This is a genomic window from Stenotrophomonas sp. Sm6012 (genome assembly GCF_030985895.1).
Taxonomy (GTDB): domain Bacteria; phylum Pseudomonadota; class Gammaproteobacteria; order Xanthomonadales; family Xanthomonadaceae; genus Stenotrophomonas; species Stenotrophomonas forensis.
The window spans coordinates 1-15,516 of the sequence record NZ_JAPTFX010000117.1 but is presented as its reverse complement, the minus strand read 5'-3'; the positions used below and the strand labels follow the sequence as shown (position 1 = coordinate 15,516).

Below are 15,516 nucleotides of genomic sequence, written 5' to 3'. Positions count from 1 at the left end.
GCCATGCGTGGGTCCGCACACCCCTCACCCACGCATGGCGTGGATCTACTTGGCCGCCTTCTTTACGGCCTTCTTTACGGCCTTCTTGGCCGGCGCCTTCTTCGCAGCGGCCTTCTTCACCGCTTTTTTGGCCGGAGCCTTCTTGGCGGCGGCCTTCTTCGGCGCCGCCTCCTTCTTCACCGCCGCCTTCTTGGCCGGTGCCTTCTTCGCCGCGGCCTTCTTGGCACCGAAGCCCTTGCGCACCGGCTTGCCGGTTTCTTCCATCAGCTGCTGCACTTCGGCCAGGGTCAGCGAGGCCGGCTCGCGATCCTTGGGGATCTTGCCGTTCATCTTGCCGTCGCTGATGTACGGGCCGAAGCGGCCGTTCAGCACCTGGATGTCGCTGCCCTCGAATTCCTTGATGATCCGGTTGCGCGCGATCTCTTCCTTCTCTTCGATCAGGAACACGGCGCGGGCCAGGTCGATGGTGTACGGGTCGTCTTCCTTCTTCAGCGAGGCATAGGTGCTGCCCCGCTTGGCGAACGGACCGAAACGACCGATGCCGACGCTGACCGGTTCGCCGTTGTCCTCACCCAGCGCACGCGGCATCAGGAACAGTTCCAGCGCGTCTTCCAGGGAGATGGTGTGCATCGACTGGCCGGGGCGCAGCGAGGCGAACTTGGGCTTTTCCTCGGCGTCCTCGGCGGTGCTGCCGATGGCCGCGTACGGCCCGAAGCGGCCCAGCCGCACGCTGACCGGCTTGCCGGTCTTCGGGTCGGTGCCGAGCTCGCGGGCGCCACTGGCCTCGGCACGGTCGACCGATTCCTTCTTGTCTTCCACCAGCTCCTTGAACGGCTCCCAGAAGCGGGCCATCAGCGGGATCCACTCCTCCTCGCCACGCGAGACGGCGTCGAGCTCGTCCTCGAGCTTGGCGGTGAAGTCGTAGTCCACATACCGGGTGAAGTGGCTGGACAGGAACTTGGACACCGCACGGCCGACGTCGGACGGGCGGAAGCTGCGGCCTTCCATTTCCACGTACTTGCGGAACAGCAGGGTCTGGATGATCGAGGCGTAGGTCGAGGGACGGCCGATGCCGTACTCTTCCAGCGCCTTCACCAGCGCCGCTTCGGTGTAGCGCGGCGGCGGCTGGGTGAAATGCTGCTCGGCCTGGATGCGCTCCAGCGGCACGCGGTCGCCGGGCTTCATCGCCGGCAGCTTGCGGCCTTCGTCTTCGTCCTCGGCGCTCTTGCTGTCCTTGCCTTCCTCGTACACGGCCAGGAAGCCGGGCACGACCACGGTGGTGCCGCTGGCGCGGAACACGTGCTCGCTGCCGGCCGACAGATCGACGCTGACCGTGTTGAGCGTGGCCGGAATCATCTGGCAGGCCACCGCACGCTTCCAGATCAGCTCGTACAGGCGGCGCTCGTCGTCGGTCAGGAACCGCGCGACCTGGGCCGGGGTACGCAGCGCCGAGGTCGGGCGTACGGCTTCGTGCGCTTCCTGGGCGTTCTTCGACTTGGTCTGGTAGGTGTTCGGCTGGTCTGGCAGCGAGGCGATGCCGTAATCGCGGGCGATCACGTCGCGGATCTCGGCCAACGCATCCTGCGACAGGTTCACCGAGTCGGTACGCATGTACGAGATCAGGCCGACGGTGCCTTCGTCACCGATCGCCACGCCTTCGTACAGCTTCTGCGCGACCTGCATGGTCTTGCGGGTGGTGAAACCGAGCTTGCGCGAGGCTTCCTGCTGCAGGGTGGAGGTGGTGAACGGCGGCGCCGGGCGGCGCTTGCGCTCCTTGCTGGCCACGTCGGTGACATGCAGCGAGCCCTGCGCCGCCTGCTGGATGCGCATGCGGGCGGCTTCGGCAGTGTCACCGTCGGTGATGGTGAACTGCTCGAACTTCTGCCCGTCCAGCTTGATCAGCTTGGCGTTGAAGTGCTGCGAGGGATGCGCGCACTCGGCGGCGATCGACCAGTATTCGCGGGCGATGAAGGCTTCGATCTCTTCCTCGCGCTCGACAATCATGCGCAGCGCCGGGCTCTGCACGCGGCCGGCGGACAGGCCGCGCTGGACCTTGCGCCACAGCACCGGCGACAGGTTGAAACCGACCAGGTAGTCCAGCGCGCGGCGCGCCTGCTGGGCATCGACCAGGTCACTGGCGATCTCGCGCGGCTGGCTGATCGCCTCCTTGATCGCGCGCGGGGTGATCTCGGTGAACACCACGCGCTGCATCGGCTTGTCCTTGACCAGCCCGCGTTCCTTCAGGATCTCGGCGATGTGCCAGCTGATCGCTTCACCCTCGCGATCCGGGTCGGTCGCCAGCAGGATGTCGTCGGCGCCCTTGGCGGCCTTGGCGATCGCATCGACGTGCTTCTCGTTCTTGTCGATCACGTCGTAGTGCATGGCGAACCCGTTGTCCGGGTCGACCGCGCCTTCCTTCGGAATCAGGTCACGCACATGCCCATACGAGGCCAGGACCGTGTAGTCCTTGCCGAGGTATTTGTTGATCGTCTTGGCCTTGGCCGGCGATTCGACGATGAGCAGGTGCTTGGGCATGGCAGCAGGGTCTGTGGGGCGAACCGTGGGGAAGGGGCCGCTAGGGTGGAGCAAACGGCCGCATTAGTGAAGCGGCCACGCGCAAATCCATAAACTGAACGCCCGGTAATGTGCCGGGCGTTCAGGTTTCACCTTATTAGAGGAATCACGCCCGACCAGCCCATGTCAAGCAGCCAGGCGTGACGATGGCCGTTCAGGAGGCCATCTTGGCGATGAAGCCGACCGCGAAGACCAGCAGGGCCAAGCCCACCAGCGACAGCAGGCCGGTCAACACCAGCACCAGCACGGTGACCGTGCCCAGCTCGCGGCGCTGCAGCTGCGGCTGGTCGGTGAAGGCCCAGCGGTCGACCACCAGGGTGTCGCAGATCATGTCGTGCAGGCCCTGCTTGCGCTCGGTGAAGGCCGCCATCAGGAAGCCGATGCCGAGGGTGAAGCTGCTCAGCAGCATGGCCCAGTAGCGACCGAACGCGCGCGCCTTGGTCAGGCGTTCGCCATTGCTGCGCACGACCTTGATGCCGACCGCCATCTTGCCCAGCGTGGCGCCGCCCTTGGAGGCATGGAACCAGGTGTAGTACGCCATGCCGATGGCGAAGTTGATCAGTGCGCTGGACAGCTGCGCGACCACCTCGATGGCCGATTCACCACTGCCCACCGCGCCCATGCTGGCGCCGAGCACCACACCGAGGATGGCGCCGATGATGCTGCCGGGGATGAACAGCACGAAGTAGTCGATCATGTAGGCGGCCACGCGCTTCCAGAAGCCCGCGTAGACCACTTCGCCGCCCATGACCGGCTGCGCATGGCCAGCGCCGCCTGCAGCGGCAGGCGCGCTGTACGGCGAGCTGCCGAGGGCGCCGGTACCGGGCAGCGGCGCGGTGCCGTTGTCGATGGCGGCATAGTCGCCGCGCAGGTCGAAGCCGCCGCTGCCGGCGGCCGCCGTGGCGTCGGCCAGCGTCTGCAGTTCAAGCTCGTCGACCACCTGGCGCAGCGCCGCCCACTGCGCCATGCCTTCGCGCCAGACCAGCGTGTCCAGGTTCAGTTGGCCGCGCTGGAAGCGCTGGCGGATCTCCTGGACCGGCAGCGGGCCCTGGCGTTGCTGTCCTTCGGCGTAATACCACTCAGTCATTGCATGTTCCCTGTTGGATCGTCCTTGGAGGTACCGGTACGCGCGCGGCTCAGCCGCGGCACGCCGGCGGCAGGTACTTGTCGTCGCTTGCGCCGCTGCAGTCCCAGCGGCCGCTGTCGCGGTCATATTCCAGCCACAGCAGATCGCCGTCGATGCTCTTGCCCGGCATCGACAGCGTTGCCTCGATACCGCAGTGGCCGTTGTTGAAGCGGCCGATGTTCACCGCCGACAGGCCGGACCGGGTGAAGTCGCCAGGGGCGGGGAAGCCGGCATCGTTGGCGCCCGGGCAGCGACCTTCCTCATCGGCGAAATGCTGCACCTGGTCCTGCAGCGGGTGCAGGGCATCGGCCGCGGCGGCGACCTTGGCGCGCACGGTGTAGTCGTTGTAGGCAGGCAGGGCGATGGCGGCAAGGATGGCCACGATCGGCACCAGCACCAGCAGTAGAGCGCCCGCGATGATGGCAGTGAGGGCGCAGCCGGACAGCTGCTTCTTCGGCGGCGGCACGACGCCAGCCGGTGCGCTGGTGGCGTACGGGGTGGACGGCGGCAGCACCGGTGGCTGCTGCGGCGGCGGTGCCACCGGTTCCGGCGCGGGCTCGACGGCCGTTGCTGCAGCGTCCAGTGCAGGCACGATCAGGCCGAGTTCGTCGACGACGGTACGCAACGGCTGCCATTGCGGCAGACCGTCGCGCCACACCAGGGTGTCCAGGGAGATCTGGTTGTTGCGGAACAACTCAACCAACTGTTCCGCCGGCAGCGGACCTTGCTGCCGGTTGCCTTCTGCGTGGAACCACTCGCTCACGGGGACGCTCCTGAATGCGCTATGCCCCCAAGTGTACGGTCAGTGCAGGGGTTCTGGCTCGTCCATGAACATCTGCGTCTCCATCCAGGCATAGGCCGCTTCGGAGCCGGGCTGGTTGAACAGCACCATCAGCACGACCCACTTCAGGTCGTCCAGGTCCAGTTCGTCCTGGTCCAGGGCCATCGCCCGGTCCAGCACCAGCTCGCGCTGGTCGGCATCAAGGATGCCGTGCTGTTCCAGATACAGCAGGAAACCGCGGCATTCCACGTCCAGCTTGTCCAGCTCGGGGCCGTGGTAGACGCGCACGGGACCATCGACCCGGGCCTGGGACATGCTCGGCCGTTGCGCGGCCAGGGCATCGAGCCAGTCGAATGCCTTGTTGATCTCGGTAGGGCTGAAACCGGCCTGGATCAGGCCGTTCTGAAGCGAATCGCGGTCACGGATCAGGTCCGCATCTTCGCTGAAATAGTGTTCAAACAGGTACAGCAGTACGTCCAGGATGCTCTCTTTCATTGCCCCTCGGCCTGCGTCGCGCGACGCTGTGGAGGTGAAGAAACTAGGGAGTTCGACAGTAGCGGCCGTGTACGCACACCACGATTCCCGCCAGTTCCATGGCCAGCAGCATGGAGGACACCTGGGGCGCCGTCAATCCACAGCGCGTGATCAGTGAATCCATACCGCTTGGGTTGTGGTCCAGGGCCCGCCACAAGCACTGGTAGTCAGGGTCGTCGGCCCAGCGCGCCGGCAGGAGCGCCGACGGTGCCTGTTCAGTGGGGGTGGCCAGCCGCGATTGCAAGCCCGGCAGCTGCTGGCGCAGCGCAGGGGCCAGCAGCTCCAGTACCTCCGCGGGGCGTTCGACCAGCGCGGCGCCTTCACGGATGAGCCGGTGGCAGCCCGCCGCGCGTGGATTGAGCACTGAACCGGGCAGGGCGCAGACCTCGCGGCCGGCCTCGGCGGCCAGACGCGCGGTGATCAGCGCTCCCGAGCGCTGGGCGGCCTCGACCACCACCGTGGCCAGGGCCAGCCCGGCCACCAGCCGGTTGCGCGCCGGAAAGTGTCCGGGACGGGCCGCGGTGCCCGGAAGGTATTCGCTGAGCACGGCGCCCTCGGTGGCGATGCGGGCCTGGAGCCGGGCATGACTGTCCGGGTAGGCGAGATCAGGGCCGGTACCGATCACGGCGACGGTGCAGCCGCCGGCGTCCAGGGTTGCCAGGTGGGCGGCTGCATCGATGCCGGCAGCCAGCCCGCTGGTTACCGCCAACCCGGCCTCGACGAAGCCGCTGGCAAAACGGGCCGCCAGCGCGCGACCACCCGGCGTCGGCGAGCGGCTGCCGACCAGGGCCACGGAGGGGCGCCAGGCCAGGCTGGGGTCACCGGCCACGAACAGGGCCAGCGGCGGGTTGGGTACCTCCAGCAGGGTCGGAGGAAAGGCCGGGTCGGTGAAGGCCAGCACGTGGTGGTGGTCGTCTTCCAGCCAGCGCTGCGTGGCTGCCCATGCCCGGGCATCCGGGCGTTCCAGTGCGGCGCACTGCTCCGGTGTGCAGCCGTGTGCACGCCAGTTCGCAGTGCCCTGCGCGATGGCCGCGTCCGCGCAGCCCGCGCTCTGCAGCAATGCCCGTCGCGGCGCCAGTGCGCCCCCCGCCATCACCAGGCGCAGCAGCGCCTCATCAGCTTGCTTGGTCATTCCCCACTATCGACCGCATGCAACAAAGGCGCCCTCGGGCGCCTTCGCATGTACGTGTCAGGTTTTGCCGGAGGTGTCTGCCGGCCAGCGGCCGGCACTCCCTGGGGTGGCCGGGGCAGCCCGGCAACCGTTACTTCGCGTCCGGGTGCAGCGCGTTGTAGCCCACGCGCACCGGCTTCACGCCCTGCATCACCAGCGCGTAGCTGACGTTGTCGAAGGTGCGGAACACCATCGCATGCGCTGCGTACTCCTCCGGCAGCGCAACCCGGCCGACACTGCCGCTGAGCGCATCGTCCATGCGCGACGACGTCGGGTACTTCAGGCGGTTGGCCACATGACGACCCTGCCGCCACAGCGAGAACACGGTGCCATTGTCCACGCCCTGGACCCGCCCGGCCGAAATCGCGATCACGTCGCGCGGGCCGCCGGCGGTGAACATGTCGGTCACCGCGAGCACGCGCACGTCCACGCCTTCCACGCCCGCGGCCGGCACATGCGGCACGAACTGCAGGTCATAGGGACGGGCCTCGACCGGCACCAGGCGGTCGCCGACACGGACTTCACGGCCACCCGTGCTCTTGTCCAGCGCCAGCGTGGAGGCCCCGGCCTTGCCGTCGGCAACCCGGGTGATGGTGCCGGTGGCAAGCTGGGCCAACTCATAACCCAGCACGCCGCGGCGCGCGTTGGGTGCGTTGTACGCCTTCCACAGGTTGCCGCTGCCCGGCGTGACGTCGCCGTTGGCATTCAGGTCTTCGGTCGGCTTGGGCTGGGCGTAGCGCACGGTCGGGCGGACCACGGCCCAGCGCTGCCCCAGCTGGGCATCGCCCAGATTCACGTAGGCGGTATCACCGCCGGCCACGCGCAGGCGGTTGTCTTCCAGGCCGACCACCTGGGGCAGCTGCTCGATGCTGTCGACCACGCTCAGCTGCTTCAGGAACGGCTCGACCTGGGCCAGCGGAATGGCGTCGATCGGGGCCTCCTGGCGCGGGCCCGGCTGGGCCGCCACGGTCACCCGGTCCAGATAGGCCAGGCTGAGCACGTCACCGGGATAGATCAGGTGCGGATTGGCGATCTGCGGATTGGCCTGCCAGATCTCCGGCCACAGCCACGGCTTCTGCAGGAAACGTGCGGCGATGTCCCACAACGTATCCCCTTTTCGGACCACATAGGTGTCCGGGTGCCCGCCATTCACTTCCACGGCGGTAGCATAGGCAGCCACGGTCAGCATCGCCGCGGCGACGACCGTACGAAAACGAAGCAACATAGGTGTGAAGCCCTGATTCCCCAACAGGTCCGCGCACTATAGTCCAGAAACCGGGGCGCAAGGCAAGCGTTGGAGCTAGAATCTGCGACGTATGCCGGCGTGCCGGCCCCCTATCCGGAAACAGCCATGGCCCTTCTCCCCATTCTCGAGTTCCCCGATCCGCGCCTGCGTACCAAGGCTGCGTTGATCGAAGCCGCCGAAGTCACCACGCCGGCCTTCCAGGAACTGATCGACAACATGTTCCTGACCATGTACGACGCGCCGGGCATCGGCCTGGCCGCCACCCAGGTGGATGTGCACAAGCGCTTCATGGTCATCGACGTCAGCGAAGAAAAGAATGAACCGCATGTGTTCATCAACCCGGAAATCGTCGCCAAGGACGGGGGGCGGGTGTACCAGGAAGGCTGCCTGTCGGTGCCGGGCATCTTCGCCGACGTGACCCGCGCCGACACCATCACCGTGAAGTACCTGGACCGCAATGGCCAGGAGCAGCAGCTGGAAGCCGGCGAAGTGCTCGCGACCTGCATCCAGCACGAGATGGATCACCTGGACGGCAAGCTGTTCATCGACTATCTGTCGCCGCTCAAGCGCGAGATGGTGCGCAAGAAGCTGGCCAAGCAGCGCAAGCACGTGGCGTGATCGCCGATCCGGGCCACCCCTCGGGTGGCCCGTGCCTGCGCGATGCGCGCGGGCTGTACGGCGCCGGCCGACGGCGCCGTTTTCTTTCCTGCACGAATCCATCCTGCAAGTGGGGTAGCCATGAGGATTGTCTTTGCCGGTACGCCGGAATTCGCGGTGTCATCGCTGCGCGCGGCTGCGCGCCATCACGAGGTCGTGGCCGTCTACACCCAGCCTGATCGACCGGCCGGTCGTGGCCGTGGCCTGGCGCCGTCGCCGGTCAAGCTCGAAGCGGTGGCCCGTGGCATCCCGGTCTACCAGCCCGAATCGCTGAAGGGCGACGCTGCCCAGCAGCAGCTGCGCGACCTGCAGCCGGACCTGATGGTGGTGGTGGCCTACGGCCTGATCCTGCCCAAGGCGGTGCTGGCCATTCCGACCCATGGCTGCTGGAACGTGCACGCCTCGCTGCTGCCGCGCTGGCGCGGTGCCGCGCCGATCCAGCGTGCGATCCAGGCCGGCGACGCCAAGACCGGCGTTTGCTTGATGCAGATGGAAGCGGGCCTGGATACCGGCCCGGTGCTGCTGCACCAGGAGCTGCCGATTGCTGTTACCGATAGCGGTGGGCAGCTGCACGACAAGCTGGCCGAACTGGGCGCGCAGGTGCTGTCCGATGGCCTGGGCCTGCTGCGTGCCGGCATCAAGCCGATCGCGCGGCCGCAGCCTGAGCAGGGCGTGACTTACGCGCACAAGCTGGACAAGGCCGAAGCGAAGCTGGACTGGGCCCAGGACGCCGCTGCGCTGGCGCGCACCGTGCGCGCGTTCAATCCGTGGCCGATCGCCGAGGCGACGCTGGCCGGCGAGCGCGTGCGCATCCATGGCGCGGTGGCGCTGGATGAGGCCCACGCCCAGGCGCCGGGCACGGTGCTGGCGGCCGGCCGCGACGGCATCGACATCGCCTGTGGCCAGGGTGTGCTGCGCCTGCGCGTACTGCAGCGCGAAGGCGGCAAGGCGATCACCGCCGCCGACTACCTCAACGCTCGCCGCGACCTGCGCGTGGGGGCATAAGCGGTGTCGAAGCAGAACGATTTCTCCATCGCCAAGGCGGCGCCGGGCGCGGCCACGCGCATGCTGGCCGCACGCGTGCTGGCGCAGGTATTCACCCGTGGCCGTTCGCTGAAGGCCGAACTGGCCTGGGCGCTGCCGAAGCTGGCCGACAGCCGCGACCGCGCGCTGCTGGAGGCACTGTGTTTCGCCGTCCTGCGCCGCCGCAGCACCTATGACGCCGCATTGCAGTCGTGGATGCAGAAGCCGCTGTCGGCGCGTGATGCCGACCTGCGCACCCTGCTGATGGTCGGCTTCGCCCAGCTGGACGTGCTGGCGCTGCCGGCGCATGCCGCACTCTCGGCCACGGTCGATGCTGCCCGTGCACTGGGCCGCGAACGGCAGGCTGGCCTGGTCAACGCGATCCTGCGCCGCGCGCAGCGCGAAGGGTTCCCGGAGCAGCCCGCGCGCGACGCCTTCCCGGAATGGCTGGCCGAGGCGATCGAACGTGATTGGCCGGCGCAGGCCGAAGCGGTGTTCAACGAAAGCCTGCAGCCTGCGCCGCTGTGGCTGCGCGCCAACCGCCAGCACGGCGGCCGCGACAAAGCCCTGGCAGCGCTGGCCGAAGCCGGCATTGCCGCGGAAGCCAGTGTGCTCAGTCCCGATGCGTTGCGCCTGGCGGCACCGGTGGCGGTGAACCAGCTGCCCGGCTTCGCCGACGGCGCGCTGTCTGTGCAGGACCTGTCGGCGCAGTGCGCGGCGGATGCACTGGCTCCCGCCGCTGGCTCGCGCGTGCTGGATGCCTGCGCGGCGCCCGGTGGCAAATCGGCGCACCTGCTCGAACGCGATCCGAGCCTGCGACTGCTGGCGCTGGATATCGACGCCCGGCGCCTGGCGCGCGCCCGTGACACCTATGCCCGTACCGGCGTCGGCGAACATGCGCAGACCCTGGTGGCCGATGCCAGCGATCCCGGCGCCTGGTGGGACGGCGTGCCGTTCGACGCGATCCTGCTGGATGCACCGTGTTCGGCCACCGGCGTGATCCGCCGCCAGCCTGACGTCATGTTCCACCGCCGCGCCGAGGACATCGATGCGCTGGTGGGAGTGCAGGCGCGCCTGCTGGAGGCCTGCTGGTCGATGCTGCGCCCGGGTGGCGTGCTGCTGTATGCGACCTGCTCGATCCTGCGTGCCGAGAACATCGACCAGGTGCGCGCGTTTCTCAAGTGGCATCCGGATGCCGAGGCGCAGCCGCTGGGCGACGCATTCGGCGTGGATTGCGAAGGCGTGGCGCGCCAGCGCCTGCCTGGTGACAACGATGCTGACGGTTTCTTCTACGCGCGTCTGATAAAAGCAGGCTGATCCCCGCTGCCGTTTCGAGTCCAATGCTGAAAACCCACGCGTCGCGACAGACGTGGCTGTTGGTGGTGATGGCCCTGCTGGTGCTGGGGGCCGGCCTCGGCCTCCGCGATCCATGGCCGTCGGACGAGCCACGCTTCGCGCTGGTGGCCAAGCAGATGGTCGACAGCGGCTACTGGTTGTTCCCGCATCGTGGGCCCGAGCTCTACTCGGACAAGCCGCCCATGCTGATGTGGTGGCAGGCCACGCTGTACGGCCTGGTCGGTCACTGGCGCGTGGCCTTCCTGCTGCCTTCGCTGCTGGCCGCGCTCGGCACGCTGTGGTGCGTGGTGGATCTTGGCCGGCGCCTGTGGACACGGCGGGTCGGGCTGTATGCCGGCTGGGCGCTCCTGTTCGCGCTGCAGTTCACCTTCCAGGCGAAGAAGGCGCAGATCGACCCGCTGCTGCTGCTGTTCATCACGCTGGCCAACTATGGCCTGCTGCGCCACCTGTTGCTGGGCCCCGCCTGGCGCTGGTGGTGGCTGGGCTGGTTCTTCGCTGGCATCGGAGTGATCACCAAGGGCGTGGGCATGCTGGCGCTGCTGATGATCGTGCCAGCGGCGATCGCAGCGGCACTGCGATGGCCGCGGGTAGGCCTGCACGCGCGCGATGTGCGCTTCTGGGCGGCGCCGCTGGCCTTCCTGCTGGCGGTGTCGTTGTGGCTGGCACCGATGCTGCTGGCCGGCCTGGCCACCGGCTCGGACGAGTACCGGGCCTACATGGACGACATCCTGTTCCAGCAGACCGCACGGCGCTACATGCAGTCCTGGGATCATCACCAGCCAGGGTGGTACTTCCTGGCGATCATGCCGTCGATGTGGCTTCCCGCCTTCCTGCTGCTGCCGTGGGCGCTGCCTGCCTGGTGGCGTCGGCTGCGCCGCCGCGACCCGCGTTACCTGCTGCCGCTGGCCTGGTGGCTGCTGGTGGTGCTGTTCTTCTCGATTCCTGACGGCAAGCGCGATGTGTACATCCTGCCGGCGCTGCCGATGTTCTGCCTGGCATTGGCACCGTTGTTGCCGGGGTTGCTGAAGCGGCGCGATGTGCAGGCCGTGGCGGGGCTGTTCACCGGACTGTTGTCGCTGGGCCTGGCACTGGCCGGCGCGTTGGCAGTGCTGGGCGACCCGGCCTTCGAGCTGCGCCTGACCCACAGCCGCGGACTGGCCCCCGGGGCTGTCGACGCACTGGCCTGGACGATCCTGGCCATGGGGCTGTGGGGCGGACTGAGCCTGTTGGTCTGCGGCCGTCGCAGGCACCATGCGCTGGTGTCGACGTTGGCGGTGGTCTGGCTGCTCTACAGCCTGGTCGGCTATCCACTGTTGAACGATTCCAGCTCCGCCCGTGGGCTGATGCGCACCGTCGGAAGTCGTATCGGTCCTGATGCGGAGCTGGGGCTGGTGGCTTGGAAGGAGCAGCATCTGTTGCTGGCCGACCGCCCTGCAGCGACCTTCGGTTTCCGGGTGCCGTGGGACGAGCAGCTGGTCGCCGCCACGCGCTGGCAGCGGCTGTTGCCAGCGCACCGTTGGCTGCTGGTCAACGAGAACGCAATGCTGTCATGCGTCGACCGCAGCCGCTCCGAACTGGCCGGCGTGGCCAACCGGCGGCGCTGGTGGCTGGTGCCCGCGGCGGCGGTGACGGTGCCCTGCGTGGTTACCGCAGAGGAGCGCGAACGTGGGAGGCGTCTGCAGGAACATGACTGACTGCCCCGATTCCCGCTTGTCCGGTCTGCCCAAGCAGGGCCAAAGGCAGTAAAGTGAAATGGCAGGCTGGGATGGCCCCTGTCGGGGCATTCCCGTTCTTTCAGTAGATTGCAGCGATACTTCCCGACGTGCCAGCCTCAGCGGACAATCTGAACCCCATGGCCGGCGATCCGCTGGGCGTGCCCGTCGGTGGACGTCACGGAGTGGCGCATGCACTGGCCCAGCTGGGCCTGTTCTGCCTGCCGGCCCTCGTGCTGACCGTGCCGATCAACCTGTTGCCCTATGGTCTGCTGCTGCTGCTCAGCACCCTGCTGGCGCCGGAGCTGCTGTGGCGCGCGCGCGGCATGGCCGGTCAGCCGGTGAAGGTGCTGGCCTGGCTGATGCTGGCGGTGTTGGCCTTGGGCGTACTGTCGGTGCTGCTGTTCGAGCAGGGGCTGCGCGACGTCGACAACCGCTCGCGGTTCGTCGTGATCCCGTGGATCGCGCTCTGGGTCTGCGCGCTGCGTCCAAACCTGCGCTGGCTCTGGTATGGCGCGCTGGCCGGCCTGCTTGCCACCTTCGGGATGTCGCTGTGGCAGGTGCTGCGCGGGGCTCCGCGCGCGGAGCTGTCCACCAACGCCATCGTGCTGGCCGACATCGTGATGGTGCTGATGGTGCTGCTGGTGTTCTGCCGCCCATCACGCCGCTGGTCGCTGGTGATCCTCGGCATGGCTGCCGGCTGCGGCACCATCGTGCTGACCGGCAGCCGTGGCGTGTTTGCCGCGTTGCTGGCGCTGCTGGTGGTCCTGGCGCTGAGCCTGCGCTGGCGTACCGGCGTGGCACGGCTGTCGGTGCTGGCTGGCATGCTGGCGATCGGTGCGACCCTGCTGCTGTCGGTGCCTGAGCTGCGCCATCAGGTCCGCCTGAGCGAGCTGCACAGCGATGTGCAGCGGATGGAGCAGGGCGACAGTGATTCGTCTGCCGGTGCCCGGGTGGAGCGCCTCAAGGTGGCCTGGGAGACCTTCCTCGACCATCCGCTGGTGGGTGTCGGCATCGGTCATTTCGACAGTGCAATGCAGCGCGTGCCGGTCTGCCGCGAGAACCCGGGTGAGGCGCGCTGCCACCTTGGGCATGCGCACAACGACGTGGCCGAATGGGCCGCAACCCAGGGCGTGCCGGGCCTGGCACTGCTGCTGGCGGTGTACGGCATCCCGTTGTGGCTGTTCGTGCGCCTGCACCGTCGCAGTGGACGGGTGACCTTCCGTGGGCCGGCTGCGGCCGGCGTCATGCTGGTGATCACCTATGCGTTGTGCGGCCTGACCCAGTCGATGTTCGCCCACCAGATGACGGCCAGTTTCTACGTGACCCTGGTCGGCCTGCTGACCGGCCTGTCGATTCTTGAAGGTGCGCGCCACCGGGCGATCATCGGGTCGTGATGCTGTGGCGCCGGCACGGCCCGGCGATCAACGGTCCGGGGGATCCGCAACGGCTTGGCCGTTGCCCAGCATCCACAGCATGATGGTCTTCTGCCGCACGTAATTGGCACGCACATAGGCGTAGACCAGGCCGTGCCAGCCGTCGCGGAAGCCACCACGGAACAGGAAGCCGCGCCAGAAGCGCCAGGCCGGGGCCAGCACCAGCTTGCCGAGCGTGGCGCGCTTGCCGCGTGCGAACTCGTGCTCGGCCATCATCCGGGCGTACTTCTCGGTCTTCGCCAGCTGCTGCTGCAGCGAGCGGTACGGGTAGTGGATCAGGTCCCCGTGCAGGGTGCCGACGCTGCCGTCGACGCTGGCTGCCTCATGGATCTCGCGCTTGCCGCGCCAGCCACCGCGGCGGCGGTCGAACAGGCGCATCACCCGGTCCGGGTAGGCGTTGCCGTGGCGCAGGAACCTGCCGAAGTACTCCGACAGGCGCGCGAAGCGGTAGCCGGCATGCCCGGCGAAGCCGCCGTCGCGGACCTGTTCGATGGCCGTGCGCAGTTCCGGGCTGATGCGCTCATCGGCATCCAGGCACAGCACCCAGTCGTGCCGTGCCTGCTCGACGCAGAACGCCTTCTGGCTGCGGAAGCCCTCGAACGGGCGCTGCAGCACGCGGGCGCCTGCGGCCTCGGCAAGGGCCACGGTGGTATCGGTGGAGTACGAGTCCACGACGATGATCTCGTCGCAGAAGGCCAGTGAGGCCAGGCAGTCGCCGATGCGGCCGGCCTCGTTGAACGCGATAATGCAGGCCGAGATGCGAGGCCGTTCGATGGGAGCGGTCGTGGAGGACATGATGGCCGGGTACCTGTTGTTTGCGACGGAGCGCTATGCGCTGCCTATTCTCGCCCCGTTGGCGCAGGCCTTGCACGCGTCCGGGCAGGACGTGGCCGCCTGGTTCGAGGGCGGCGCGGCCGGCAGCAGCCTGCCCGGGGTGCCCAACATCGGCCTGAAGCAGGCCCTGGCGATGCGCCCGCGCGCGGTGTTCAGCGCCGCCAACTGGGTGCCGACCTTCCTGTCCGGCGCCAAGGTGCAGCTGTTCCATGGCTTCAACGTGGAGAAGCGCGACAGCGCACGCGGCCACTTCCGGGTGCGCGGCATGTTCGACCTGTACTGCACGCAGGGCCCGGCCACCACCGTGCCGTTCCGCGAGATGGCCGCCCAGCAGGGCCACTTCGCGGTGGCCGAGACCGGTTGGCCGAAGCTGGACCCACTGTTCCGTGATGATGGCGGCGAGAGTGCCGCGCTGCGCGCGCCGGCCGCTGGCCGCCCGGTGATCCTGTTCGGTTCGACGTTCACCGAGCGGCTGAGCGCGGCCCCGCACCTGCATGCGCAGATCGCCGCCGACATCGCCGCCGGCGACCGCTACTGGCTGCTGACGCTGCACCCGAAGTGCGCGCCGGAACTGTTCGAGCGCTACCGCGCGCTGGCCGGTGCCAATGCCCGCTTCGTCGAGCCGGAACAGGTGATGGCCGCGCAGCGTGCCGCCGATGTGCTGGTGTCGGACACCTCGTCGATCGTTTCGGAGTTCATCGTCCAGCACAAGCCGGTGGTGACCTTCCGCAACCGCGTACCCAAGCCGCACATGATCGATTTCGACGACCCGGCACAGCTGCCGGCGATGCTGCAACGCGCGCTGCACCCGGATGCCGCGTTGCAGGCGGAGATCGTGCGTTACGCCGATGCCATCCATCCGTATCGCGATGGCCGCTCCAGCGAGCGGGTGATCGCCGCGACCGAGGATTTCCTGTCCGGCGAAATGGGCGCGCTGCGGCGCAAGCCGTTCGGCACCTGGCTGCGCGACCTGCAGATCCGCAAGGACCTGGGCTACTGGGGCCCGTCGCAGCGGTGAGGTAGTGCCGGCCGGTGGCCGGCAACCGCAGGCACATCTCAGAGCCGG

The 15,516-nt window shown here is 68.2% G+C and carries 13 protein-coding genes; 6 read left to right on the top strand and 7 right to left on the bottom strand.

Going from position 1 to position 15,516, the window contains the following annotated elements; genetic code table 11:
- Positions 1-45 precede the first annotated feature (45 nt).
- From O0J73_RS17065 to O0J73_RS17040, 6 genes are all read right to left on the bottom strand, one after another.
- A complete protein-coding gene (locus tag O0J73_RS17065) occupies positions 46-2,535 on the bottom strand; it encodes a DNA topoisomerase I (protein ID WP_279935136.1) in 2,490 nt (829 codons plus the stop codon).
- Between the two features lie 193 nt (positions 2,536-2,728).
- A complete protein-coding gene (locus tag O0J73_RS17060) occupies positions 2,729-3,661 on the bottom strand; it encodes an RDD family protein (RefSeq protein ID WP_053450908.1) in 933 nt (310 codons plus the stop codon).
- Positions 3,662-3,710: 49 nt separating this feature from the next.
- Positions 3,711-4,463 (bottom strand): pilin, encoded by a 753-nt coding sequence (locus O0J73_RS17055; protein WP_006472771.1) that lies wholly within the window; start codon positions 4,461-4,463, stop codon positions 3,711-3,713.
- A 39-nt stretch (positions 4,464-4,502) separates the two neighbouring features.
- On the bottom strand, positions 4,503-4,976 hold the full coding sequence (locus O0J73_RS17050; RefSeq protein ID WP_006472770.1) for a DUF494 family protein: 474 nt from the start codon (positions 4,974-4,976) through the stop codon (positions 4,503-4,505).
- Positions 4,977-5,019: 43 nt separating this feature from the next.
- Positions 5,020-6,147 carry a DNA-processing protein DprA gene (gene dprA / locus O0J73_RS17045; protein WP_308309208.1) on the bottom strand — a complete coding sequence of 376 codons (1,128 nt, stop codon included), beginning with the start codon at positions 6,145-6,147 and terminating at the stop codon, positions 5,020-5,022.
- A 130-nt stretch (positions 6,148-6,277) separates the two neighbouring features.
- Positions 6,278-7,411 carry a LysM peptidoglycan-binding domain-containing protein gene (locus tag O0J73_RS17040; protein WP_006472766.1) on the bottom strand — a complete coding sequence of 378 codons (1,134 nt, stop codon included), beginning with the start codon at positions 7,409-7,411 and terminating at the stop codon, positions 6,278-6,280.
- 126 nt (positions 7,412-7,537) lie between these two features.
- On the opposite strand from O0J73_RS17040, the gene def reads away from it, so the two are divergent.
- The 5 genes from def to O0J73_RS17015 all read left to right on the top strand — a co-directional run bounded on the left by def (position 7,538) and on the right by O0J73_RS17015 (position 13,577).
- Positions 7,538-8,050, top strand: coding sequence for a peptide deformylase (def, locus tag O0J73_RS17035; protein ID WP_008267110.1), 513 nt, complete (start codon positions 7,538-7,540; stop codon positions 8,048-8,050).
- A gap of 120 nt (positions 8,051-8,170) precedes the next feature.
- On the top strand, positions 8,171-9,094 hold the full coding sequence (fmt, locus tag O0J73_RS17030) for a methionyl-tRNA formyltransferase (protein WP_308309206.1): 924 nt from the start codon (positions 8,171-8,173) through the stop codon (positions 9,092-9,094).
- Positions 9,095-9,097: 3 nt separating this feature from the next.
- Positions 9,098-10,429: a 16S rRNA (cytosine(967)-C(5))-methyltransferase RsmB gene (rsmB, locus tag O0J73_RS17025; protein WP_197563907.1), complete on the top strand. Its 1,332-nt coding sequence runs from the start codon at positions 9,098-9,100 to the stop codon at positions 10,427-10,429.
- A gap of 23 nt (positions 10,430-10,452) precedes the next feature.
- Entirely contained in the window at positions 10,453-12,162 is a 1,710-nt protein-coding gene (locus tag O0J73_RS17020; RefSeq protein ID WP_308309205.1) for a glycosyltransferase family 39 protein, read from the top strand.
- 158 nt (positions 12,163-12,320) lie between these two features.
- On the top strand, positions 12,321-13,577 hold the full coding sequence (locus O0J73_RS17015) for an O-antigen ligase (protein ID WP_049456869.1): 1,257 nt from the start codon (positions 12,321-12,323) through the stop codon (positions 13,575-13,577).
- A gap of 27 nt (positions 13,578-13,604) precedes the next feature.
- On the opposite strand, the gene O0J73_RS17010 is transcribed toward O0J73_RS17015, so the two are convergent.
- Complete coding sequence (locus O0J73_RS17010; RefSeq protein ID WP_197563908.1) at positions 13,605-14,411, bottom strand: glycosyltransferase family 2 protein; 807 nt, start codon at positions 14,409-14,411, stop codon at positions 13,605-13,607.
- Here O0J73_RS17010 and O0J73_RS17005 point away from each other — a divergent pair.
- Positions 14,410-15,468 (top strand): CDP-glycerol glycerophosphotransferase family protein, encoded by a 1,059-nt coding sequence (locus tag O0J73_RS17005; RefSeq protein ID WP_197563919.1) that lies wholly within the window; start codon positions 14,410-14,412, stop codon positions 15,466-15,468. The two genes, O0J73_RS17010 and O0J73_RS17005, sit on opposite strands and share 2 nt — an antisense overlap.
- Positions 15,469-15,516: the final 48 nt, after the last annotated feature.